This window comes from Paraburkholderia fungorum, from assembly GCF_046026025.1.
Taxonomy (GTDB): Bacteria; Pseudomonadota; Gammaproteobacteria; order Burkholderiales; family Burkholderiaceae; genus Paraburkholderia; species Paraburkholderia fungorum_E.
In genome coordinates this window covers 21,071-42,321 of record NZ_JAQQFL010000014.1, presented here as the reverse complement: position 1 = coordinate 42,321, position 21,251 = coordinate 21,071, and the positions used below count along the sequence as shown (strand labels likewise).

17 protein-coding genes are annotated in these 21,251 nt (G+C 63.1%); 13 read left to right on the top strand and 4 right to left on the bottom strand.

Annotated features, from left to right (window positions below):
- Positions 1-144: 144 nt before the first annotated feature.
- Positions 145-1,605 carry a glycogen synthase GlgA gene (gene glgA / locus PQR67_RS17070; protein WP_408461394.1) on the bottom strand — a complete coding sequence of 487 codons (1,461 nt, stop codon included), beginning with the start codon at positions 1,603-1,605 and terminating at the stop codon, positions 145-147.
- 154 nt (positions 1,606-1,759) lie between these two features.
- Positions 1,760-3,025, bottom strand: a complete 1,266-nt coding sequence (gene glgC, locus PQR67_RS17065) for a glucose-1-phosphate adenylyltransferase (protein WP_408461391.1) — start codon at positions 3,023-3,025, stop codon at positions 1,760-1,762.
- 511 nt (positions 3,026-3,536) lie between these two features.
- Between glgC and PQR67_RS17060 the strand changes: the two genes are divergently transcribed.
- Complete coding sequence (locus PQR67_RS17060; RefSeq protein WP_408461388.1) at positions 3,537-4,673, top strand: alpha/beta fold hydrolase; 1,137 nt, start codon at positions 3,537-3,539, stop codon at positions 4,671-4,673.
- Between the two features lie 181 nt (positions 4,674-4,854).
- Here the strand turns inward: PQR67_RS17060 and PQR67_RS17055 are convergent, their stop codons facing one another.
- Positions 4,855-5,850, bottom strand: a complete 996-nt coding sequence (locus tag PQR67_RS17055) for an LLM class flavin-dependent oxidoreductase (RefSeq protein ID WP_408461385.1) — start codon at positions 5,848-5,850, stop codon at positions 4,855-4,857.
- Positions 5,851-6,982: 1,132 nt separating this feature from the next.
- Between PQR67_RS17055 and PQR67_RS17050 the strand changes: the two genes are divergently transcribed.
- The 5 genes from PQR67_RS17050 (at position 6,983) to PQR67_RS17030 (ending at position 12,293) form a co-directional block, all read left to right on the top strand.
- Positions 6,983-8,062, top strand: coding sequence for an LLM class flavin-dependent oxidoreductase (locus tag PQR67_RS17050; RefSeq protein ID WP_408461382.1), 1,080 nt, complete (start codon positions 6,983-6,985; stop codon positions 8,060-8,062).
- 11 nt (positions 8,063-8,073) lie between these two features.
- Positions 8,074-8,937 (top strand): class II aldolase/adducin family protein, encoded by an 864-nt coding sequence (locus PQR67_RS17045; protein ID WP_408461379.1) that lies wholly within the window; start codon positions 8,074-8,076, stop codon positions 8,935-8,937.
- Positions 8,938-8,950: 13 nt separating this feature from the next.
- Positions 8,951-10,003 (top strand): ABC transporter substrate-binding protein, encoded by a 1,053-nt coding sequence (locus PQR67_RS17040; protein ID WP_408461376.1) that lies wholly within the window; start codon positions 8,951-8,953, stop codon positions 10,001-10,003.
- Positions 10,004-10,086: 83 nt separating this feature from the next.
- On the top strand, positions 10,087-10,695 hold the full coding sequence (locus PQR67_RS17035) for a cysteine dioxygenase family protein (protein ID WP_408461373.1): 609 nt from the start codon (positions 10,087-10,089) through the stop codon (positions 10,693-10,695).
- Positions 10,692-12,293 (top strand): rhodanese-related sulfurtransferase, encoded by a 1,602-nt coding sequence (locus PQR67_RS17030; protein WP_408461370.1) that lies wholly within the window; start codon positions 10,692-10,694, stop codon positions 12,291-12,293. The genes PQR67_RS17035 and PQR67_RS17030 overlap by 4 nt, the downstream gene beginning before the upstream one ends.
- A gap of 45 nt (positions 12,294-12,338) precedes the next feature.
- Here PQR67_RS17030 and PQR67_RS17025 read toward each other — a convergent pair whose 3' ends face one another.
- Complete coding sequence (locus PQR67_RS17025; protein ID WP_408461367.1) at positions 12,339-13,250, bottom strand: LysR family transcriptional regulator; 912 nt, start codon at positions 13,248-13,250, stop codon at positions 12,339-12,341.
- Between the two features lie 197 nt (positions 13,251-13,447).
- Between PQR67_RS17025 and PQR67_RS17020 the strand changes: the two genes are divergently transcribed.
- From PQR67_RS17020 to PQR67_RS16990, 7 genes are all read left to right on the top strand, one after another.
- Positions 13,448-14,452, top strand: coding sequence for an ABC transporter substrate-binding protein (locus PQR67_RS17020; protein ID WP_408461364.1), 1,005 nt, complete (start codon positions 13,448-13,450; stop codon positions 14,450-14,452).
- Positions 14,453-14,480: 28 nt separating this feature from the next.
- The gene (locus PQR67_RS17015) at positions 14,481-15,671 is read left to right on the top strand and encodes an acyl-CoA dehydrogenase family protein (protein ID WP_408461361.1); all 1,191 of its coding nucleotides are present in this window, start codon (positions 14,481-14,483) and stop codon (positions 15,669-15,671) included.
- Positions 15,672-16,310: 639 nt separating this feature from the next.
- Positions 16,311-16,862 carry an outer membrane protein assembly factor BamE domain-containing protein gene (gene bamE, locus PQR67_RS17010; protein ID WP_408461358.1) on the top strand — a complete coding sequence of 184 codons (552 nt, stop codon included), beginning with the start codon at positions 16,311-16,313 and terminating at the stop codon, positions 16,860-16,862.
- Between the two features lie 19 nt (positions 16,863-16,881).
- Positions 16,882-17,835 carry a patatin-like phospholipase family protein gene (locus PQR67_RS17005; protein ID WP_408461355.1) on the top strand — a complete coding sequence of 318 codons (954 nt, stop codon included), beginning with the start codon at positions 16,882-16,884 and terminating at the stop codon, positions 17,833-17,835.
- A gap of 1,122 nt (positions 17,836-18,957) precedes the next feature.
- Positions 18,958-19,647, top strand: a complete 690-nt coding sequence (locus PQR67_RS17000; RefSeq protein WP_120343413.1) for an ABC transporter permease — start codon at positions 18,958-18,960, stop codon at positions 19,645-19,647.
- Positions 19,648-19,651: 4 nt separating this feature from the next.
- Positions 19,652-20,365, top strand: coding sequence for an ABC transporter permease (locus tag PQR67_RS16995; RefSeq protein ID WP_408461352.1), 714 nt, complete (start codon positions 19,652-19,654; stop codon positions 20,363-20,365).
- Between the two features lie 79 nt (positions 20,366-20,444).
- Positions 20,445-21,236, top strand: a complete 792-nt coding sequence (locus tag PQR67_RS16990) for an ABC transporter ATP-binding protein (RefSeq protein WP_120343244.1) — start codon at positions 20,445-20,447, stop codon at positions 21,234-21,236.
- The last annotated feature ends 15 nt before the right edge of the window (positions 21,237-21,251 follow it).

Genomic DNA, 21,251 nt, shown 5'->3' with positions numbered 1-21,251 from the left:
CGCCCGAAGCGGCGTGCCTCTTTTACTCTTTTAGATAGTGCAAGAAAAATGTGCGATCTGCACAGAGAGAAAACAATACATGAGTTTGTCACGCGCGAGTTGATCCGTCCCCGTGTTGTTGCGCCGAACCATCAAACGAGGAAATCAGGCGAGTTCGCGATACAGCGCCAGATAGCGCTCGGCCGAGGCGCCCCAGCCGAAATCCTGACGCATCGCACGGCGTTGCGTGGCTTTCCATTCGGTGCGGCGTTCATGCAGCGCAAACGCGCGGCGGATCGCCGCTGCAAGGCCTTTCGGCTCGAATCGTTCGAACACGAAGCCGGTGGCGAGATCGTCGGCGAGATTTTCCAGCGAGGCATCGACCACCGTGTCCGCCAGGCCGCCAACGCAATGCACCAGCGGCAGCGATCCATAAGCCAGCGCGTACAGTTGCGTGAGCCCACAGGGTTCGAAGCGCGACGGCACCGCGATCACGTCGCTGCCCGCGACGATCGTATGCGCGAGGGTTTCGTCGAAACCCAGTTCGACCGCCACCGATTCCGGATGCGTCTGTGCGACCCGTTTCAAACCGTTTTCGAGTGCCGGGTCGCCGGTGCCGAACACCACTAGCTGGCCACCGCGTTTGACAATCTCGGGGACGGTTTCGAGCAGCAGGTCGAGGCCTTTCTGTTCGGTGAGCCGGCTTACCACGCCGAATAGCAGTGCGTCGCTTTTCTGCGCGAGGCCGAAGCGCTTCTGCAGCGCCTCCTTGCAGGCCAGCTTGCCGGCCAGACGGGTGGCCGTGTAGTGATCGTCGAGCAGCGCGTCGGTGGCGGGATTCCACACCGAGTAGTCGACGCCGTTCAGGATGCCGCTCAGATCGTGCGAGCGATGGCGCAGCAGGGCGTCGAGCCCGCCGCCCTGGGCGAGAGTCTGGATTTCGCGGGCGTAGGTCGGGCTGACGGTGGTGATGCGGTCGCTGTAGTAGAGACCGGCCTTGAGGAACGACAACTGTCCATAGAATTCCACGCCGTGCATGCTGAAGAAGTCGTCCGGCAGTGCCAGCTGGCCGAACTGATGGGCCGGAAAGACCCCTTGGTACGCGAGGTTGTGCACCGTGAACACGCTGCGCGCGAATGAGCGGCCGTGCTCCCGCTCAGCCGCCTTCAGATAGGCCGGCGCGAGTCCGGCGTGCCAGTCGTGCGCATGGACGATCTGCGGCGCCCACGCCGGGTCGAGGTGCTGCGCGAGTTGGGCGGCAACCCAGCCGAGCAGGGCGAAGCGTTGCGCGTTGTCGCCGTACGGTACGTGTTCGTCGTTCAGATAGGGGTTGCCGGGCCGGTCGTACAGGGTGCCGGCGCGGATCACGTAGACGATCAGACCGTTCGACGGCACCGTGCCCTGTTCGAGCGTGACGCCCGGTGAGTCGAAACGGCGGCCCAACTGTGCCACCGGCCGCAAGTCGGTCAAGCCGGCGACCACCGCGGGAAAGCCGGGCAGCAGCACCCGTACGTCGGCGCCGCGCTCGATCAACGCGGGCGGCAACGCGCCCGCGACGTCGGCGAGACCGCCCGTTTTGAGGAGGGGATACAGCTCGCTTGCGACGTGCAGGGCGCGAATCGTCATAGGCTCGGTCTCGTTCCTGTTAGGGCGGGTTTGCCGTCAGGCCGGCATAAGTGGCGGCATAAGTGGCGGCATAAGCAGTGGCATAAGCGGCGGCAACGGGCGGCGGCAACGAGCGCCCGTTGGTTTTGCCGTTGGGACAAAGCTCACGCGCCCATCACTTGCCGGTTGGCCGCAGCGCCTCGGGCGTCACCAGTACGACGCCGTCCTCGGTGCGATAGAAGCGTTCGGCGTCGGCCGTGGGATCTTCGCCGATTACCGTGCCGTCCGGAATGGTGCAGCCGCGGTCAATCACCACTTTTTGCAGCCGGCAGCTCGCGCCGACGGTGACCTGTGGCAACAAGACTGCCTCATTGATGTTACAGAACGAGCTCACTTTCACATTCGACGACAGCACCGAGCGCGAAATCTGCGAACCCGAGATCACGCAGCCGCCGCACACGATCAGATTGTTGCCGGTGCCTTGCAAGCCTTTCATGTCGCGTACGAACTTGGCGGGCGGCAACTGCTCCTGATACGTCCAGATCGGCCAGTTGCGGTCGTACAGGTCGAGCGTCGGGATGGTGGAGGCGAGGTCGAGGTTGGCTGCCCAGTAGGCGTCGATCGTGCCGACGTCGCGCCAGTACGGCTCCACGGTCGGGTCCGACGACACGCACGACATGCTGAACGGATGCGCGATCGCCGAGCCTTGCGTGACGACGCGTGGCAGGATGTCCTTGCCGAAGTCGTGTTCGGTCTCGAGGCTCGAGATGTTCTCTTCGAGCAGCGAATACAGGTAATCGGCACTGAACACGTAGATGCCCATGCTGGCGAGCGCCGAATCCGGGTGGCCCGGCATGGCGGGCGGATCGGCGGGCTTCTCGACGAAGCCGGTCACGCGGCGGTTTTCATCCACGGCCATGACGCCGAAAGCCACGGCGTCCATGCGTGGCACCTGGATGCAGCCGACCGTGCAATCCGCGCCGCTTTCCGCGTGATCGGCAATCATGCGCGTGTAGTCCATCTTGTAGATATGGTCGCCCGCCAGCACCACCACGTATTTCGGCCGGATCGAGCGGATGATGTCGAGATTCTGGAACACGGCGTCGGCGGTGCCGCGGTACCAGTGGGCGCCTTCCACACGTTGCTGCGCCGGCCACAGATCGATGAATTCGCCGAATTCGCCGCGCAGGAAGCCCCAGCCGCGCTGCAGGTGGCGCAATAGCGAGTGTGCCTTGTATTGCGTGACGACCGCGATGCGGCGGATGCCGGAGTTCAGGCAATTGGAGAGCGCGAAGTCGATGATCCGGTATTTGCCGCCGAAGTGCACCGCCGGTTTGACGCGCTTGTTGGTGAGCGGCCCGAGCCGCGTGCCCCGTCCACCCGCAAGGACAATGGCGAGGGTGGTGCGTTGCAGATCGTTCAGCCGTGCCGGAGTTTCCATGTCTGTCTCCTTTGTCGGCCGGAGTGGGCGCGTCGGCCGGGGTTAGTGCTTTAGCACTTACTCCGGCCCCACAGCGCTTACTCCGGTCCATGCAACCTGGTTGCTGATTTGTATGCCCGGGATGGTCTTTCGCTCTCGTTCGGCGTCATTGATTCGTGCTGCCAGGCGGCTCTGTTTTCGCGGGCCTGTTTGCTAGTTCTAGCACCGATTTGCCGCGAGTGAATAGTGTTGATTGCGCGGACGTCACTCCTGCGGCCGCCTTGCGAACGATCAACCCTTGCGCGGACCGCATCCGTGCGCCACGACACATAGAACGTAAGGTGAACCTCCGCAATATGCGTGCCACGCCGGCCGATGCCGTCGTCGGCTTGCGCGCCCGGCAGCAAAGTCCGGCGGCGCGTCGTAGAATCGTCCGCTCTGAACGGGGCGCGGGCCTTGCCTTGCTGGCTCGCGTGGTTCGCACGCCTTTCACGCTCCTTCACGCCGATTTCTCTCTGCAAGAAAACTATCGATGAATTTTCGCCGCCAGTCTTTGTTTGCCATCCTGAGCGTCTGCGCGCTGATTGCCGCGCCAGGTGTGTTCGCCGCTACGCCGGCCAGTGCTGCTGTTGCAGGGAGTGCGGTCAGTTCGGGTGGTTTGGCTGCCTCGCCCGGTCCTGCGTCCGTCGGCGGCGCTCAGGTTGCAGCCGCCGGCGATGGCGGTCCGGCGTACGGCCCCGAGTTGCAGGGCTTCGACTATCCGGCGCCGGTCGGACAATACGACTTCACCTCGCAAGGCGTGGCGCTGCACATGGCGTACATGGATATCAAGCCGGCGCATGCGAATGGCCGTACAGCCGTATTGCTGCACGGCAAGAATTTTTGCGCGGCGACGTGGGACACCACCATTCATCGTCTGAGCGACGCGGGCTATCGGGTGATCGCGCCGGACCAGATCGGCTTTTGCAAATCGAGCAAGCCGGAACACTACCAGTACAGTTTTCAGCAACTGGCGCGCAATACGCATGCGTTGCTCGAATCGCTCGGCGTGACCGACGCGACCATCATTGGCCATTCGACCGGCGGCATGCTCGCGATACGCTATGCGCTGATGTATCCGCATGAGACCGAGCAACTGGTGCTGGTCAATCCGATCGGCCTTGAGGACTGGAAAGCGAAGGGCGTCCCGTCTTTATCGGTCGACCAATGGTACGAGCGCGAGCTGAAGACAACGGCGGACGGCATTCGCCGCTACGAACAGGCTACGTATTACGCCGGCCAGTGGCGCGCGGACTATGAGCCGTGGGTCCAGATGCTGGCGGGAATGTACCGCGGCCCCGGCAAGCAGATCGTCGCGTGGAATTCCGCGTTGCTGTACGACATGATTTACACGCAGCCGGTGGTGTACGAACTGGGCCACCTGAGCATGCCGACGCTTTTGCTGATCGGCCAGAAGGACACGACCGCGATCGGCAAGGACGCGGCGCCCCCCGAGGTGCGCGCGAAGATCGGGCACTATCCCGAGTTGGGCAAGGCTGCCGCGAAGGCGATTCCTCATGCGACGCTGGTCGAATTCGCCGATTTGGGGCACGCGCCGCAGATGCAGGATCCGCAGGCGTTTCATCGGGCGCTGCTCCATGGGCTGGCGGCGCTGCCGGCGAATCGGTGAGTTTGAACCCGGTTGGCTTGACCGGGCGCGGTGACGATTGCGGCAGGGCAGCCTGATTTTCGCGTGCTTGGGGCAGCCAGCCGACTGACAAGAAGAAGGGCGGTCCTTTGCTGAGGCGCCGCCCTTTTTGCGAGTTTCCGGTGCTGCCAGGCGCCGGTGTGTTTATTCGTTACCGGGATGTCTATTTGCCTGCGCTCAATTCTTCGCGCACTTGCGCAGCGATCTCGAACGAGCGCAAGCGCGCCGCGTGATCGTAGATCAGCGCGGTCAGCATCAACTCATCCGCGCCGGTCTGATCGATAACAGACAGCAGTCCTTCGCGTACCACATCGCGATCGCCGATCACGGAGCAGGCGAGCGAATGCGCGACGCCGTTCAACTCCGCTTCCGATGCTTCGATCCGCTCGACTGGCGCTTGCAACTGACCGGGCGTGCCTCGCCGCAGGTTGATGAATTGCTGCTGCAGCGAAGTGAACAGATGCCGCGCCTCGTCGTTGCTATCGGCGGCGAACAGATTGACGCCGACCATGGCGTACGGCTTATCGAGCGTTGCCGACGGACGGAATTGTTCGCGATAGACCTTTAGCGCGGTGAACATGTGGTCGGGCGCGAAGTGCGACGCGAACGCGAACGGCAGGCCGAGTGCCGCGGCCAGTTGAGCGCTATAAAGCGACGAGCCGAGCAACCAAAGCGGCACATGCAGCCCTGCGCCTGGGACTGCGCGAATGCGTTGGCCGGGCACGGGGTCGGCGAAATAGCGTTGCAACTCGACGACGTCATCGGGGAAAGACTCCGCGCTATTTTGCAGATCGCGGCGTAGTGCGCGGGCGGTGCTTTGATCGGTGCCGGGTGCGCGGCCGAGGCCCAGGTCGATGCGGTCTGGATAGAGCGAGGCGAGGGTGCCGAACTGTTCCGCGATGACGAGCGGCGCGTGGTTCGGCAGCATGATGCCGCCGGAGCCGACGCGGATGGTCTTCGTTCCGCCGGCGACGTGGCCGATCACGACGGAGGTGGCTGCGCTGGCGATGCCGGACATATTGTGGTGTTCTGCCAGCCAGAAGCGGCGGTAGTGCCAGCGTTCCGCGTGCTGGGCGAGGTCCAGGGTGTTTCTGAACGCGTCCGCGGGGGTGGCGCCGAGGGTGACCGGCGATAGGTCCAGGACTGAGAAGGGGATCATTTTCTGTTCATGTGGTGTTTTGGGCGCTTTCGCGCGATGGGGCATTTTGGCAAAGGTTTTGGTTTTGTGCTGATGGCTCTGGTATGTCCATGTTTGTGGAAGGGTTTGGTTTTGGTTTTGGTTTTTGCCTGTCCAGGCTGGGGTGGGCCTTCGCGGCGCCTGGTTGTATGCCTGCGGTTTTGGCCTTTCTTCTTGCCGTGTTAGTGGTCTGTTTTGGCTGTGTTTTTATGGCGTTGGCCTTTCCTTGCTCTGACTTTTTTGGCCTTTCCTTGTTTTCTTAGTGGTGTATTAGCGTTGCCCCTGTGCGGGGCGGCACTTACTTCTCTTTGCCTGCCGCAAAGAGAAGTAAGCAAGAGAAAGCGGCTCACACCGCCAGCTCATAAGCGGGTCCCCCGCACAGCCACGGTAGTGGTGCATCTGGAATCAGTGCTCTCGCACATTTAGCGTGAGTGACAAGGCACTCATTCTTCCGGCGGCGCTGCGCGCCGTAGCGCATTTCACAAGCTGCCTGCTATGTTTTCGCGTTCACACCTCATTCGGCGAGGGCTGGCTCCGACCACACCCAACCGAATCCCCCTGGTTTCCCTGGCAGACCCATCCGCGACGCACGTAGTGCGGAGTGGGAGCGAATGAGCGCCTTGTCACCAGCGCGGAGTGTGCGAGGACACGGATTCCAGATGTACCACTACCGTGGCTGTGCGGGGGACCCGCTTATGAGCTGGCGGTGTGAGCCGCTTTCTCTTGCTTACTTCTCTTTGCGGCAGGCAAAGAGAAGTGAGTGCCGCCCCGCACAGGGGCAACGCTAATAGACCATTAACAAAGCGAGGAAAGGCCAACGCCGTAGGCTCACAGACAAGATAGACCACTAACAAAACAAGGAAAGGCCAACGCCGTAGGCTCACAGACAAGATAGACCATTAACAAAGCAAGGAAAGGCCAACGCCGCAGGCCAACAACCACCAACCCCGCCACAGCAACAAAACTCCCCCCGTTACATGCAAACCCGATATAGATATGTCCGATCAATATTTAACAACCGCATGTAGCGCTGCTACCTTAAACCCTTCGAACGGAGCAAAAAAAAGCCCCAGCCCCGCCGGGCAAAAAAACACCACCTAGGGAGACACACACCGTGTCCATAGAATTCATCGGCATGATCCAGACCCGCAAGGTGTCTGAAACCCACGCACCGCAAGGTCCGGTCGTCGACATCGGCTATGTCGAACAATTCGCCCGCGCCCACGAAGCCGCGGGCTTCGACCGCATTCTCGTGCCGCATCATTCGACAAGCCCCGACGCGCTCCTCACCGTCGCCCACGCGGCCAGCGTCACGAGCAAGGTGCACTTCATGCTCGCGCATCGCCCAGGCTTCGTCGCGCCCACGCTGGCCGCGCGTCAACTGGCAACGCTCGATCACTACTCGGGCGGCCGTCTCGCCGTCCACTTCATCTCCGGTGGCGACGACGCCGAACAACGCCGCGATGGCGACTACCTGTCGCATGACGAACGCTACGCCCGCACCGACGAATACCTGCACATCCTGCGCCGTATCTGGACCGAGACGAAACCCTTCGATCACAACGGTAAGTACTATCGCTTCGAACAAGGTTTCTCCGAAGTGAAACCGGTGCAACAACCCCATATCCCCGTGTACTTCGGCGGGGCGTCGGCACCCGCGCTCGAAATCGCCGGACGTCACGCGGACGTCTACGCGCTATGGGGTGAATCGAAAGCGCAAGTCCGTGAACAGGTCGCCCGCGTACGAGCCGAAGCTGCCAAACACGGCCGTACGGTGCGCTTCTCGGTGTCGTTCCGGCCCATTCTTGCCGCGACCGAGGCGGCCGCGTGGGAACGCGCAGAGCACATCCTCGAAGAAACGAAGCGCTTACGCGCGGCGCAAGGGCTCGGCGTCGGCGGCCCGGCGCAAAGCGAAGGCGCGCGGCGCTTGCTCGCGGCATCCGGTGAATCGGATCGCGTCGATGAACGTCTGTGGACCGGCGTCGCCAAGGAAATCGGCGGCCGCTCGAATTCGACCGCACTGGTGGGCACGCCCGAGCAGGTCGCCGACACGCTCGCGGAGTATTACGCGCTCGGCGTCTCGACTTTCCTCGTGCGCGGCTTCGATCCGCTCGAAGACGCAATCGACTACGGCCGTGAACTGATTCCGGCCACCCGCGAACGGATTGCGCGCGTCGAGCGCGTGGCCGCCTGAACGGAGCCACGATGACCGATCTGTCCGCCGCGCTGCAAAACACCCCGGCGCCGCAAAGCGCCCCCAGGCTGCACACCACGCCGGATACGGCGCCGCTCCAGCGTCACGCGCCGCTGCGCAAATTCTGGTTCGACGACGTCGCGCCGCGTGAAAGCATCGCGGCGGAACGGCGCTATCGGCAGGAACGGCTCGCCGTGGCGTTCCGCCTGTTCGCGCGCTATGGCTTCGATCAGGGTCTCGCCGGCCATATCACCGCGCGCGACCCGGAGTGGCCCGATCACTTCTGGGTCAATCCGTTCGGCAAGCATTTCAGCCGCATCCGCGTGTCCGATCTGCTGCTGGTGAATGCAGAAGGCGAGATCGTGGTCGGCGAGGGGCCGTTGAATCAGGCCGCCTTCGCGATCCACGCGGCGATTCACGAGGCTCGCCCCGATGTGGTCGCCGCCGCGCACACGCATTCGCTGTACGGCAAGGCCTGGTCGACGCTCGGCCGCACGCTGGATCCACTCACGCAGGACTCGTGCGCGTTCTATCAGGACCACGCGTTGTTCGACGACTTCCGCGGCGTCGTGCTCGATACCGATGAAGGCGCGCGTATCGCCGCCGCGCTAGGCGAACGAAAAGCGGTGATCCTGAAGAATCACGGCATCCTCACGGCGGGTCCGAGCGTCGAGGCGGCGGCCTGGTGGTATATCGCGCTCGATAACGCCTGCCACGCGCAATTGCTCGCCGAAGCCGCCGGCACGCCGCAGGCCATCCCGCACGACATCGCCACGCTCACGCACGAGCAGGTAGGCCGCCCGGGCGGCGCGCTATTTGCGTTCCAGAGCCTGCTGGAAGGGCTGGTCGAAGCCGAGCCTGACGTCCTCACCTGAACGGCCCCACACGATGACCCAACGTTTCGATTCGCCGGTTTCGCTCCGGCGCCGCCGGTTCGTGTCCGCGCTGCCGGCGGCCGCGTTGCTTGGCGCGGCCGGCACAGGCCTGATTTCGACCGCCGCTGCAGGAGCCGCGCCGGCCGCCGGCGAGAAAGCCGATCCGCACGTCGATCTCAGCAAGGTCCGTTTGCGCGTCGCAACCTACAAAGGCGGCGACGCCACGCTGCTGAAAACCGCGGGCCTCGCCAACACGCCTTACACCATCGACTGGTCCGAGTTTCAGTCCGGCAACGCGATGGTCGAGGCGATGAACGGCGGCTCGCTCGACATCGCCTCGGGCAGCGAGATTCCACCGATCTTCGCGCGCCTGCAGAACGCCCAGGTGCGTGTGATCGCCGTCTACAAGGACGACGTCAACAATCAGGTCGTGCTGGTCCCGAAGGGCTCCACGGTCCGCTCGATCGCCGATCTGAAGGGCAAACGCGTCGGCTATCTGCGCGCCACCACGACGCATTACTACCTGCTGCGCATGCTCGACGAGGCGGGGCTCTCGTTCAACGATATTCAGGCCACCTCGCTCGCGCCGCGCGACGGCTTCGCCGCGTTCAACGCCGGTTCGCTCGATGCCTGGGCGATCTACGGTTACAACGTGCCGCTGGCGATCTCGCAAGCGGGCGCGCGCGTGCTGAAAAACGCCAACGGCTATCTGTCCGGCAATTACCTGTATTACGGTCATCCGTCGGTGCTTGCCGACCCGCAACGGCGCGCCGCATCGGCGGATCTGCTGGTACGGCTGCAACGCGCCTGCGCGTGGTTCGGCCAGCATCAGGATGCGTATGCGAAGGTGTTGTCCGCGGAGTTGCGCGTTCCCGAGGAGGCGATTCGCTCGCTGTATCGCAACCAGAGCCAGCCACGCCGCGTGACCGGCGTCACGGCGGCGGACATCGCGAGCGAGCAGCTGGTTGCCGATACCTTCGCGCGTGCGGCGGTCATCGACCGGCACGTCGACGTTGCACCGTTGTGGACCGACACCTTCAACGCCGCGCTCGCCCGCGGTGCGTGACCGAACGTATCCGCACATATCCGCACATATCCGCACGTACCCAAACCTAATCGAATCAAACCCACCTACCTTCTGATCATTCGATGACTCAAACCTTGAGGCCGGACCGGCTGCGCGCGTTCGTCGGCCGGATTGCATCGCTCGTCGATGAACATGCGCCCGAAGCCCATCTGCTCGACGCGGGCGGTGCCGCGTTGCGCGAACTGATCGCCCATGACGACTGGTTGCCCGACGCCTTCGCGCGGCCCGATCCCGAGCGTTATCAGCAATTCCTGCTGCACGCCGATTCGCAGCAGCGTTTTTCAGTCGTCAGTTTTGTATGGGGACCGGGCCAGTCGACGCCGGTGCACGATCACACCGTATGGGGTTTGATCGGCGTGTTGCGTGGTGCGGAAATTGCTCAGGGATTTCGCGTCACGCCAGGCGGCGCGTTGGAGGAAGCGGGGGCGGCAAAGCGCCTCGAAGCCGGGGCGGTGGATGCCGTGTCGCCGCGCATTGGCGATATCCATCGGGTGAGCAATGCTTTTCACGACCGTACGTCGATCAGCATTCACGTGTACGGTGGGAACATTGGCGCGGTGACGCGCTCCGTCTATCCTGCCGGCGGAGGGCGCAAAACGTTTATCTCCGGCTACTCGAATGACGTGTTGCCAAATATCTGGAATGTTTCGAGGGAGTCCCTGATCTCATGAGTATCGCCAAAGAGTTCCGTATCCGATCATTCAAAGATGTGCGCCGCGCACTGCTCGAACGCGAAGAAATCGCGCTCGTCGACGTGCGCGAGGAAGATCCGCACGCGCGCAGTCATCCGCTGTTCGCGGCCAATCTGCCGCTGTCGCGACTCGAACTGGACGCGCCGGTGCGCTTGCCGCGCCGCGACGTGGCGCTCGTCGTGTTCGACGACGGCGAAGGGCTCGCCGAACCTGCCGCGAACCGTCTGAGCGAGCTGGGTTATACCGACATCGCGCTGCTCGACGGCGGGCTGCTAGGCTGGCGCGCGGCGGGCGGCGAATTGTTCCAGGACGTCAACGTGCCGAGCAAGGCGTTCGGTGAACTGGTCGAAAGCGAACGCCATACGCCGTCTCTTGGCGCGCCACAGGTGCTGGCGCTCCTCGATCATGAAGCCGATGTGGTGGTGCTCGACGCACGCCGCTTCGACGAATACCAGACCATGAATATTCCCGGCAGCGTTAGTGTGCCGGGCGCGGAACTGGTGCTGCGCGCACGGCAACTCGCGCCGAACCCCGCCACGCGAATTGTCGTCAACTGCGCGGGGCGTACGCGCAGCATCATCGGCGCGCAGTCGCTGATCAATGCGGGCGTGCCGAATCCGGTCGCGGCGCTGCGCAATGGCACCATCGGCTGGACGCTCGCGGGCCAGGCGCTCGCGCACGGCAGCACGCGCCGCTTCGACCCGATCGTTGACGACACGCAGCGTCTCGCCGCCGCCGATTCCGCGCGCGCGGTAGCCGATCGGGCGAGGGTGGCACGCACCTCGCGCGACGAAGCGCGCCGCTGGGCCGACGAAGCGGTACGCACGGTCTACCGTTTCGACGTGCGTACGCCGGAGGAATACGAAGCGGGGCACGTGCCCGGTTTTCGCAATGCGCCCGGCGGCCAACTCGTGCAGGAGACCGACATGTTCGCGCCGGTGCGCGGCGCGCGCGTGATCCTCGCCGACAACGACGGCGTGCGCGCGAACATGACCGCGTCGTGGCTTGCGCAGATGAACGTCGAGGTGTACGTCGTCGACGGCTTGAACAACGCGGACTTCGCGGAGAAAGGCCCGGCCCCCGCCGCGCGGTATGCGCCCACGCCGCCCGAAGTCGATGAGATCACGCCCGCCGGACTCGTTGCGCTTCTGCAGTCGCCGGGCACGGTCGTGTTGGATTTCACGACCAGCGCCAACTATGTGAAGCGCCATATTCCGGGCGCGTGGTTCGCAATTCGTGGGCAACTCGCGCAGGCGCTGCGCAAGCTGCCCGATGCGCAACGGTTTGTGGTGACGTGCGGCAGCAGTCTCCTTGCGCGCTTCGCCGCGCCTGAGCTGGCGGCGTTGACGGGTAAGCCGGTGCAGGTGCTAAGCGGCGGCACGAGTGCGTGGATCGAAGCGGGGCTCGCCGTGGAGAGCGGTGAGACGCGTCTGGCATCGCCGCGCATCGATCGTTATCGTCGTCCGTATGAGGGAACCGATAACGCGCACGAAGCGATGAACGCGTATCTGGAATGGGAGTACGGGCTCGTCGCTCAACTTGGGCGCGACGGTACGCATGGCTTTCGCGTGCTCTGAGGCGCGGACTTAGGTGCGAACTTAGGCGCTAACTTAGGTGCCAACTTAGGCGGCGCGCTGCACGCGCGTTTCCTTGAACTGCCGTTCGATTGCGGTGCCGAACTGCTCGACCGGCTGTTGCAATTTACCCAGCACGCGCGGATGCACGAGCCAGATATCGATGAGCGGCTTGAAGTCGCTGATCGAGACGATGTCGAGCGCGTCCGCGTGAGCGCTCGCTTGCAGCAGCGGCAACGGCACGAGTCCGAGGCCGTTGCCGTCGGCCACCAGTTGCAATTGCAGTTCGGTGCCGAGCGTTTCCAGGTTGAGCTTGAGCGCGAGCCCCAGGCCCGTTAGCGCGCGTTGCAGTCCGTCGCGAAAGCCGCAGCCATCCGGATTCAGCACCCACCCGATCGATTGACATTCCGCCAGCGTATGCGCGTGCTTTTTCAACGTGCCTTTCCGCGCGACCACCGCCAGCTTGACGCGGCCAAGCGAGCGCGCCGCCAACGTTTCGCCGAAAGTCTTGTTGCTCGGCAGCAGGATCGCGGCGGCGTCGAGCTCGCCCTGTTCGACGCGTTGCAGTAGCTGGCTGCCCCAACCGGTCGAAGCCCGTGCTTGCAGATCGGGATAGGCCGCCTTGAGACCACGCATCGCGTCGGTGAGCGCGATGTCGGCAATCGTCTGCGCGACGCCGAGGCGCAGCGTGCCGACCGGCGGCGTATCAGTGGCGACGATCTCGCGCAGCACGTCGAGTTCGCGCTGGATTACACGGCATTGTTCGTAGACGATGCGGCCTGTTGCCGTTGCCTTGAGCGGACGCGTGTTGCGGTCGAGCAGTTCGACGCCGAGCGCCTCCTCGAAGTTCTGCAGGCGGCGCGTGATCGCCGGTTGCGTGAGGCCGAGCGACAGCGCCGCCTGTTGCAACGACTGACAGCGAATGACGGTGACGTATGCGTCGATTTCGTCGATCTTCATGGTGAACGGTGGCTCAATGAGTGCGCTATGGAGGCAGAGTTTTGTGCGTTCGATGATACCCGTATCGATGCGCGCGCATGCGTGGCCGCTCAAGAAAATTCGCATATTTGCTTAGCAGAATAATGCGTTTGTCTTATACAGATGCGTGCCTTATCGTCGATGGCACATCATCTGAATGCTCCGACGCAACCGCCGCTATGCTGACTTCCCGCTCGTCTTTGTCCACTTTATCCACCGTATCCACCTTATCCGTCTGGCAACGCGCGGTGTCCAAACCGCTCGGCGCGGCAATCTTCGCCCTGTGCGCGAGCGTTAGCGCAACGCAGTCTCATGCCGCGGATCTGCCGGTGCTCAAAGTCGGCGACCAGTCCCTGCAAACGCGCGGCATTCTTGAGGCGTCCGGTCAGTTGAAAGAGCTGCCGTACAAGATCGAGTGGTTCAACTTTCCGGCGGCGCAACCGCTCGGCGAAGCACTGAATGCCGGCGCGGTGGATGTCGGTGGTCTGGGCGATGCACCGCTGGTGTTCGCGCTCGCGGCCGGCGCCAGGGTCCGGGCCGTTGCGGCAACCCGGTCGAATCCGCTGGATCTGGCGATCGTCGTCGGCGCCCAATCGCCGTTGTACGATGCGGCGAGTCTGAAGGGCAAACGCATCGCCACCACGCGCGGGTCGATCGGTCACTATCTCGCGCTCGCTGCACTGAAGAAGGCCAATGTGCCGCTCACCGACGTCTCGTTCGTCTTTCTCGCACCCGCCGATGCGAAGGCGGCGCTGGCGTCGGGCAGCGTCGATGCATGGTCGGTGTGGGACCCGTACACGGCACTCGGCGAGGCGCGCGATCACGATCGCATCATCGCGAACGGTGTCGGCCTGTCCGAAGGACTCAGCTATCAGGTCGCGACCGAACGCGCGATCGCGGACAAACGCCCGCAACTTGCCGACTTCCTGCGACGCGTGGCGATCGGCCAGCGTTGGGCGCTTTCGCATCCCGACGAAGTGGCGGCGATGCAATCGAAAGTCACCGGCCTGCCGACCGATGTGCTGAAAACCGTCTATCAGCGTGGCCAGGTGCATCCGGTCGCGATTGACGACAGCGTCGTCACCGCCCAGCAGCGCACTGCCGATACGTATGAAGCCGCCAACGTGATCCGCGCGCATCTCGACGTGCGTACGAGTTTCGATCGCAGCTTCCCGCTGCCTTGATGCTGATGCGCTCTCCTGGAGTCCTGGTATGAATGCCCCGATTGCCGAAAGCGCGGTGACGCGCCGTCATCCACCGCTCGATAGCGTTGCGTTCGACGCAGTGCTCGCACGGCTCACAAGCGAGTTCGCGGTCAGCGCGGCTCATTACGACCGCACGGCGGAATTTCCGCACGCCAATCTGGCGCGCTTGCACGAACTCGATCTGCTCTCGTTGACGGTGCCCGCGTCGCTTGGCGGCGCGGGTGCCGGCTTGCCGCAAGCCTTGAAGGTGGTGCGTGCAGTGGCGCGCGGCGAGCCGTCCACGGCGCTGGTGCTGGTGATGCAGTACCTGTTTCAGCATCGTTTGCAGGGCAATCCGCATTGGCCTGCGGAACTGCGTGAACGTGTGGCGCATGACGCGGTGCGCGATGGCGCGCTGATCAACTCACTGCGCGTCGAACCCGAGCTGGGTTCGCCGGCACGCGGCGGTCTGCCGTCGACTATCGCGAAGCGCAGCGCCGACGGCTGGATCATCGACGGCAGCAAGCTGTACTCGACCGGCAGCCCTGGCCTCACCTGGCTCGCGGTATGGGCGCGCAGCGACGAGACACCGCCGCGCGTCGGCGTGTGGCTGGTGCATCGCGATACGCCCGGCGTGCGCGTCGGCAGCGAATGGAATCATCTCGGCATGCGCGCCACGGGCAGTCATGAAATCGTGTTCGACAATGTGCTCGTGCCGGCCAGTCATGCGGTCGACGTTCATCTGCCCGGCGCGCCGAGTGCCGGACTCGACCCGCTCGGTTTTGCATGGATGAGCGTGCTGTTGTCCGCGGTGTATGACGGCGTCGCGCGGGCCGCGCGTGACTGGTTCGCGCAATGGGCCGCCGGGCGCACACCGGGCAATCTCGGCGCGCCGCTTGCGAGCCTGCCCGCGTTCCAGCAGACGCTCGGTCGCATTGACGCGCTGCTGTTCAGCAATCGCGTGTTGCTCGACACAAGCGCGCATGCCGAACGCGTGACGCTCGACGAAGCACCGCTCGTCAAATACACGGTGACGAATCAGGCCATCGAGGCCGTGCAACTGGCGCTCGAGGCGAGCGGCAATCCCGGCCTGAGTCGTGACAATCCGCTCGAGCGTCACTATCGCGACGTGCTGTGCGCGCGGATCCATACGCCACAGAACGATTCGGTGCTGCAGGGGGCAGGGCGCGCGGGTTTCGCTGCGTGGGCTCGCGCTTGAAAAGGGTTGGGCGACCGGCGCACAACCGGTACATAACCGATACACGATCGGCACATAATCGGCACACAACAGGCGCGCAACCGCTGTGCAAATGGCGCTGCACCGAAGGCGCGGTGCAGGGCAAATCATCTGCCGATTTGGTGTAAACGCGCACTCGTCTAAATCCGCCAATCCGTTTAGATTAGCTGCACCTGTAAGGCTTATCGAGGGACCAGGGCGGCCAGACAAGCAGCGGTCTGCCATTCCGGCGATGGCGCAAGGTTAGAGGCCAAGGTCTCTCGCCGCTTCGCCCGGAAACGGACCGCTGCGCGCCGTCCATGGTGCTTCGCTTCAGGCGGCGCGCTGGCCGCTCTGATGTTTGCGCCTGGCTCTGCGCTTGATTTCGCATCTGACCCGCGCGTAATCCCATCGGCCGTACCGACCGACTCTGGCGACGCTTTGCACAGCGTCGCCTTTTTGTTTGTGGCGCCCGTTTTCGCGGGTCGTGCCCCCCAGCCAAAAAATCGCACCGCACGTCGGTTCATGACCCCCGTGCCGCCCTCGCTCGCGGTTTTTTCCGTGCGCGGTTATCCTGTAGTAGACCCTACATAACGGGATGCGGGCGAAATTACCGCTTCGCGTCCGTACAGGAAACTCGCTGTGAGCCTGAAACTGCTTATTGTCGCCATGCTGGCCGCGTGCGTTGCACTGACCGGTTGCGACGACCAACAGAGCGATCGCGCCGTGCAAAAACTCAAAGACTTCTTCAACGCCGTCAAGCCGGATGCATTACTGCTCAAGAATATGACGCCGGGGATCACGACCGAGGGGCAGGTCCGCGACCAGATGGGCAAACCGGAGACCGAGCGTACATTTACCGACGGCTCCAGGCGTTTCGAATATCCGCGTGGCCCGCAGGGGCTGAACACGTACATGGTCGACATCGACCGTGACGGCAAATTGCAGGCGATCACCCAGGTGCTGACCGCCGACAACTTCGCGAAGATTCGCGTGGGTATGACCGAAGACGAGGTGCGGCGCCTGCTCGGCAAGCCGGGTCAGGTTGCTGTGTTTCCGCTCAAGCCGGAAACCGTATGGAGCTGGAAGTGGCGCGAGGGGGGCGTGACCGAAGAGGGCATTTTTAACGTGCACTTCGATCAATATCAGAAGGTGTACACGACATCGCGCTCGGATGTGATACGTGGGCGATAGCCGATAAAAGGCAGGCAACATGATACATCGACGTCGATACAGCCGGATCGGGCTGGTGTTGGGGGGCGGGGCGGCACGCGGCTGGGCGCATATCGGCGCGATTCGCGCCTTGCACGATGCGGGCATCAAGCCGGATGTGGTGTGCGGCACGTCGATCGGCGCGCTGGTGGGTGCGATCTACGCGAATGGCGACCTCGACTGGCTGGAGGAGTGGGTTTCACGGCTCACCTGGCAGACGGTGGTGCGGCTGCTCGATCTGCGGTTGTCGGGCGGATTGCTTGGTGGGCGCAAGGTGATCAAGTTATTCGCGGACAAATTCAATGGTTGCTCGATTGCCCAGTTGAACATGCCGTTCGCGGCGGTGGCCACCGAACTCGACTCGGGGCGCGAGTGCTGGTTGCAGGACGGCAGCGTGGTCGACGCCGTGCGCGCTTCGATCGCGATTCCGGGGATTTTCACGCCGGTGTTTCACAACGGCGTGTGGCTGGTGGATGGTGGCTTGAGCAATCCGGTGCCGGTTTCGGTGGCACGCGGCATGCGGGCGGACTGCGTGATTGCTGTCGATCTGAACAACGACATTCTGAATGGCCGCGATTTTGACGGTGCGGTGGTTGATACGCCCGAGCTCGACCCGGATGGGCCGCCGCCGGGGTCACTGCGGCGTAACGGTAAGCCTTGGCCACGCTGGCTGGCGCCTGCTGAAGGGCGTGTTTCCGACGATGTGCGTGTGCCGCCGGCGCCGAGTGCGCGTGTGCCTTCGATGCTGAGTTCGATTGCGCAGAGTATCGATATCATGCAGGTGCGGATTACGCGGAGTCGCCTTGCTGGCGAGCCGGCTGATATTCTGATTCAGCCGCGGCTCGGGGGGATGGGGATTTTTGATTTTCATCGGGCTGGGCCGGCGATTGAAGAGGGCCGTGCGGCGGTGGAGGTTATGTTGCCGGCGATTCGGGCTCGGTTAGGGATGGGGTGAAGGTTTTTTTTTGCCTGTCCAGGCTGGGGGGCCTTCGCGGCGCCTGGTTGTATGCCTGCGGCTTTGGCCTTTCTTCTTGCTGTGTTGGTGGTCTGTTTTGTCTGTTTGCCTACGGCGTTGGCCTTTCCTTGCTTTATTAGTGGTCTATTAGCGTTGCCCCTGTGCGGGGCGGCACCTACTTCTCTTTGCCGGCCGCAAAGAGAAGTAGGCAAGAGAAAGCGGCTCAAACCGCTAACTCTTAAGCGGGTCCCCCGCACAGCCACGGTAGTGGTGCATCTGGAATCGGTGCTCTCGCACATTTGGCGTGAGTGACAAGGCACTCATTTTTCCAGCGGCGCTGCGCGCGCCGAAGCGCATTTCACAAACCGCCTGCCATATTTTCGCGTTCACACCTCATTCGGCGAGGGGTGGCTCCGACCACACCCAACCGAAGCCCCTGGTTTCCCTGGCAGACCCATCCGCGACGCACGCAGTGCGGAGTGGGAGCGAATGAGCGCCATGTCACTAGCGCGAAGTGCGCGAGAGCACAGATTCCAGATGTACCACTACCGTGGCTGTGCGGGGGACCCGCTTATGAGCTGGCGGTGTGAGCCGCTTTCTCTTGCTTACTTCTCTTTGCGGCAGGCAAAGAGAAGTGAGTGCCGCCCCGCACAGGGGCAACGCTAATAGACCACTAAGAAAACAAGGAGAGGCCAAAGCCATAAAAGCACAGCCAAAACAGACCACTAACATGGCAAGGAGAAAGGCCAACGCCGCAGGCAAACAGACGAACAAGCGCCGCGCAGGCAACAGGCAACAGGAACGGGCAACAACGTCAAAAAACCCCCCGCCGGAGGCAACCACCCACCCTATTGCCTATCAAAAAAGCGACTCAAAACCTGCTAAATCGCGGCAGCGCTCACCGCGTGCATTGCACCTTACAAAACCATATCCCCCACAAAACCAAGCCCTGCGGGCACCCAGCCCCACCAAACACCCAATTGCTGCGCCGCAGCACAACCCACCGTCTCCTTTGAGAAATTAATTTCCGCCTGCGAGACTCCGCGCCATGCCGGATGAGTCGGGCAGGCATGACCCGCCCCCATCCATGACATCCTCAATGAAACCTGGATGGAGACACGCGTGTTCCTTTACGGCTTTGGTCCGGTGTTGCTGGCCGGCACGATCCAGACGATCGAGCTGTCCGTCCTGTCGCTGGCCGCCTCCGTGCTGCTCGGCCTCGCGGGCGCGGCGGCAAAACTCTCGTTCAACCGCCCGCTGCGGGCAATCGCCACCGGCTATACGACGCTGATCCGCTCGGTGCCCGATCTCGTGCTGATGCTGCTGCTCTTCTACAGCATCCAGATCGCCGTCAACAATCTCACCGACGCGCTCAATCTGCCGCAATTCGATATCGATCCGTTCGTGGCCGGCGTGCTGACGCTCGGTTTCATCTACGGGGCGTACTTCACCGAAACCTTCCGCGGCGCATTTCTCGCGGTGCCGCGCGGGCAGCTCGAAGCAGGCAGCGCCTACGGCATGAGCGGCGCGCGGGTGTTCACGCGCATCCTGTTTCCGCAAATGATGCGCTTCGCGTTGCCCGGCATCGGCAACAACTGGCAAGTACTGGTCAAGGCCACGGCGCTGGTGTCGATCATCGGTCTCGCCGATGTCGTCAAGGCCGCCCAGGACGCCGGCAAAAGCACCTTCAACATGTTCTTCTTCATTCTGATCGCCGCGCTGATCTATCTGGCGATCACCACCGCGTCGAACCTCGTGCTGATCTGGCTGGAAAAGCGCTATTCGATCGGCGTGCGCCACGCGGAGCTCTAACACCATGATCGACATCCTCAATCAATTCTGGCGCGCGTTCCTCTACTGGGACGGCCAGCGTATGTCAGGTCTGGCCGTCACCTTGTGGCTGCTGGTGGTGTCGGTCGGGATCGGCTTTTTCATGGCGATTCCGCTCGCGGTCGCGCGCGTATCGAAGAAACGCTGGCTGTCGACGCCGGTGCGTCTCTATACCTACGTGTTTCGCGGCACGCCGTTGTATGTGCAGCTACTGCTGATCTACACCGGCATGTACAGCCTGGAATTCGTGCGCTCGCGTGAGTTGCTCGACGCGTTCTTCCGCAGCGGTTTTCACTGCGCGATTCTCGCCTTCGCATTGAACACCTGCGCGTACACGACCGAGATTTTCGCCGGCGCGATCCGCTCGACGTCGCACGGCGAAGTGGAAGCGGCCCGTGCCTACGGCATGAGCTGGTTCACGATGTACCGCCGCATTGTGATACCGTCCGCGCTGCGCCGGGCGCTCCCGTTGTACAGTAACGAAGTGATCCTGATGCTGCACGCCACCACGGTCGCGTTTACGGCCACGGTGCCGGACATCCTGAAGGTGGCGCGCGACGCGAATTCCGCCACCTATCAGTCGTTCGATGCGTTCGGCCTCGCGGCGCTGATCTACCTTGTGGTGTCGTTCGCGCTGGTGGCTCTGTTCCGCCGCGCCGAACGTCACTGGCTCGGTTACCTGGCGGTGCGTACGCACTGAGCAGGCGTGTTTCGATTGCGCGGCGCGTGCGTTTCGCGCCGTCATGTAGCTTGATCCGTATTTTCAAAGGGAGAGCATCTTGCTCCACACGACTCAAACCGAAGCTTGCAAGCTCGCCGTTCAGGACATCCACAAGCGCTACGGCGACAATGAAGTGCTCAAGGGCGTCTCGCTGAACGCGAACAAGGGCGACGTGATCAGCATCATCGGCGCGAGCGGATCGGGCAAGAGCACCTTCCTGCGCTGCATCAATTTTCTGGAGCGGCCGAACGCGGGGCAGATCGTCGTCGACGGCGAAATGGTCAAGACCAAAGCCGACCGCGCCGGCAATCTGGAAGTGGCCGATCACAAGCAGCTGCAACGCATCCGCACGAAACTGGCGATGGTGTTCCAGCACTTCAACTTGTGGGCGCATATGAATGTGCTCGAGAATATTATCGAAGCGCCGATTCATGTGCTCGGTTTGCCGCGTCGCGAAGCCGAAGACCGGGCGCGCGAATATCTCGAGAAAGTGGGCCTCGCGCCGCGTCTGGAAAAACAGTATCCGTCGCATCTGTCGGGCGGTCAGCAGCAGCGCGTTGCGATTGCGCGTGCGCTGGCCATGGACCCTGACGTGATGCTGTTCGACGAGCCCACCTCCGCGCTCGACCCCGAACTGGTCGGCGAAGTGCTGAAGGTGATGCAGAAGCTCGCCGAAGAAGGCCGCACCATGATCGTCGTCACGCACGAAATGGGTTTCGCGCGCAACGTGTCGAACCATGTGATGTTCCTGCATCAGGGCCGCACCGAAGAAGAGGGCTTGCCGGCCGAAGTGCTGACCACGCCGCGCAGCGAACGGCTCAAGCAGTTCCTCTCCGGCAGCCTGAAGTAACGCGCGGCTCGCGCG

Bases quoted from the DNA above. Each gene is read 5' to 3' on its own strand.
- PQR67_RS17005 (WP_408461355.1), top strand. From the start codon at position 16,882: ATGATACATCGACGTCGATACAGCCGGATCGGGCTGGTGTTGGGGGGC.
- glgA (WP_408461394.1), bottom strand. From the start codon at position 1,605: ATGACGATTCGCGCCCTGCACGTCGCAAGCGAGCTGTATCCCCTCCTC.
- PQR67_RS17020 (WP_408461364.1), top strand. From the start codon at position 13,448: ATGCTGACTTCCCGCTCGTCTTTGTCCACTTTATCCACCGTATCCACC.
- glgC (WP_408461391.1), bottom strand. From the start codon at position 3,025: ATGGAAACTCCGGCACGGCTGAACGATCTGCAACGCACCACCCTCGCC.
- PQR67_RS17045 (WP_408461379.1), top strand. From the start codon at position 8,074: ATGACCGATCTGTCCGCCGCGCTGCAAAACACCCCGGCGCCGCAAAGC.
- PQR67_RS17030 (WP_408461370.1), top strand. From the start codon at position 10,692: ATGAGTATCGCCAAAGAGTTCCGTATCCGATCATTCAAAGATGTGCGC.
- PQR67_RS16995 (WP_408461352.1), top strand. From the start codon at position 19,652: ATGATCGACATCCTCAATCAATTCTGGCGCGCGTTCCTCTACTGGGAC.
- PQR67_RS17055 (WP_408461385.1), bottom strand. From the start codon at position 5,850: ATGATCCCCTTCTCAGTCCTGGACCTATCGCCGGTCACCCTCGGCGCC.
- PQR67_RS17040 (WP_408461376.1), top strand. From the start codon at position 8,951: ATGACCCAACGTTTCGATTCGCCGGTTTCGCTCCGGCGCCGCCGGTTC.
- PQR67_RS17060 (WP_408461388.1), top strand. From the start codon at position 3,537: ATGAATTTTCGCCGCCAGTCTTTGTTTGCCATCCTGAGCGTCTGCGCG.
- PQR67_RS17015 (WP_408461361.1), top strand. From the start codon at position 14,481: ATGAATGCCCCGATTGCCGAAAGCGCGGTGACGCGCCGTCATCCACCG.
- PQR67_RS17025 (WP_408461367.1), bottom strand. From the start codon at position 13,250: ATGAAGATCGACGAAATCGACGCATACGTCACCGTCATTCGCTGTCAG.
- PQR67_RS17035 (WP_408461373.1), top strand. From the start codon at position 10,087: ATGACTCAAACCTTGAGGCCGGACCGGCTGCGCGCGTTCGTCGGCCGG.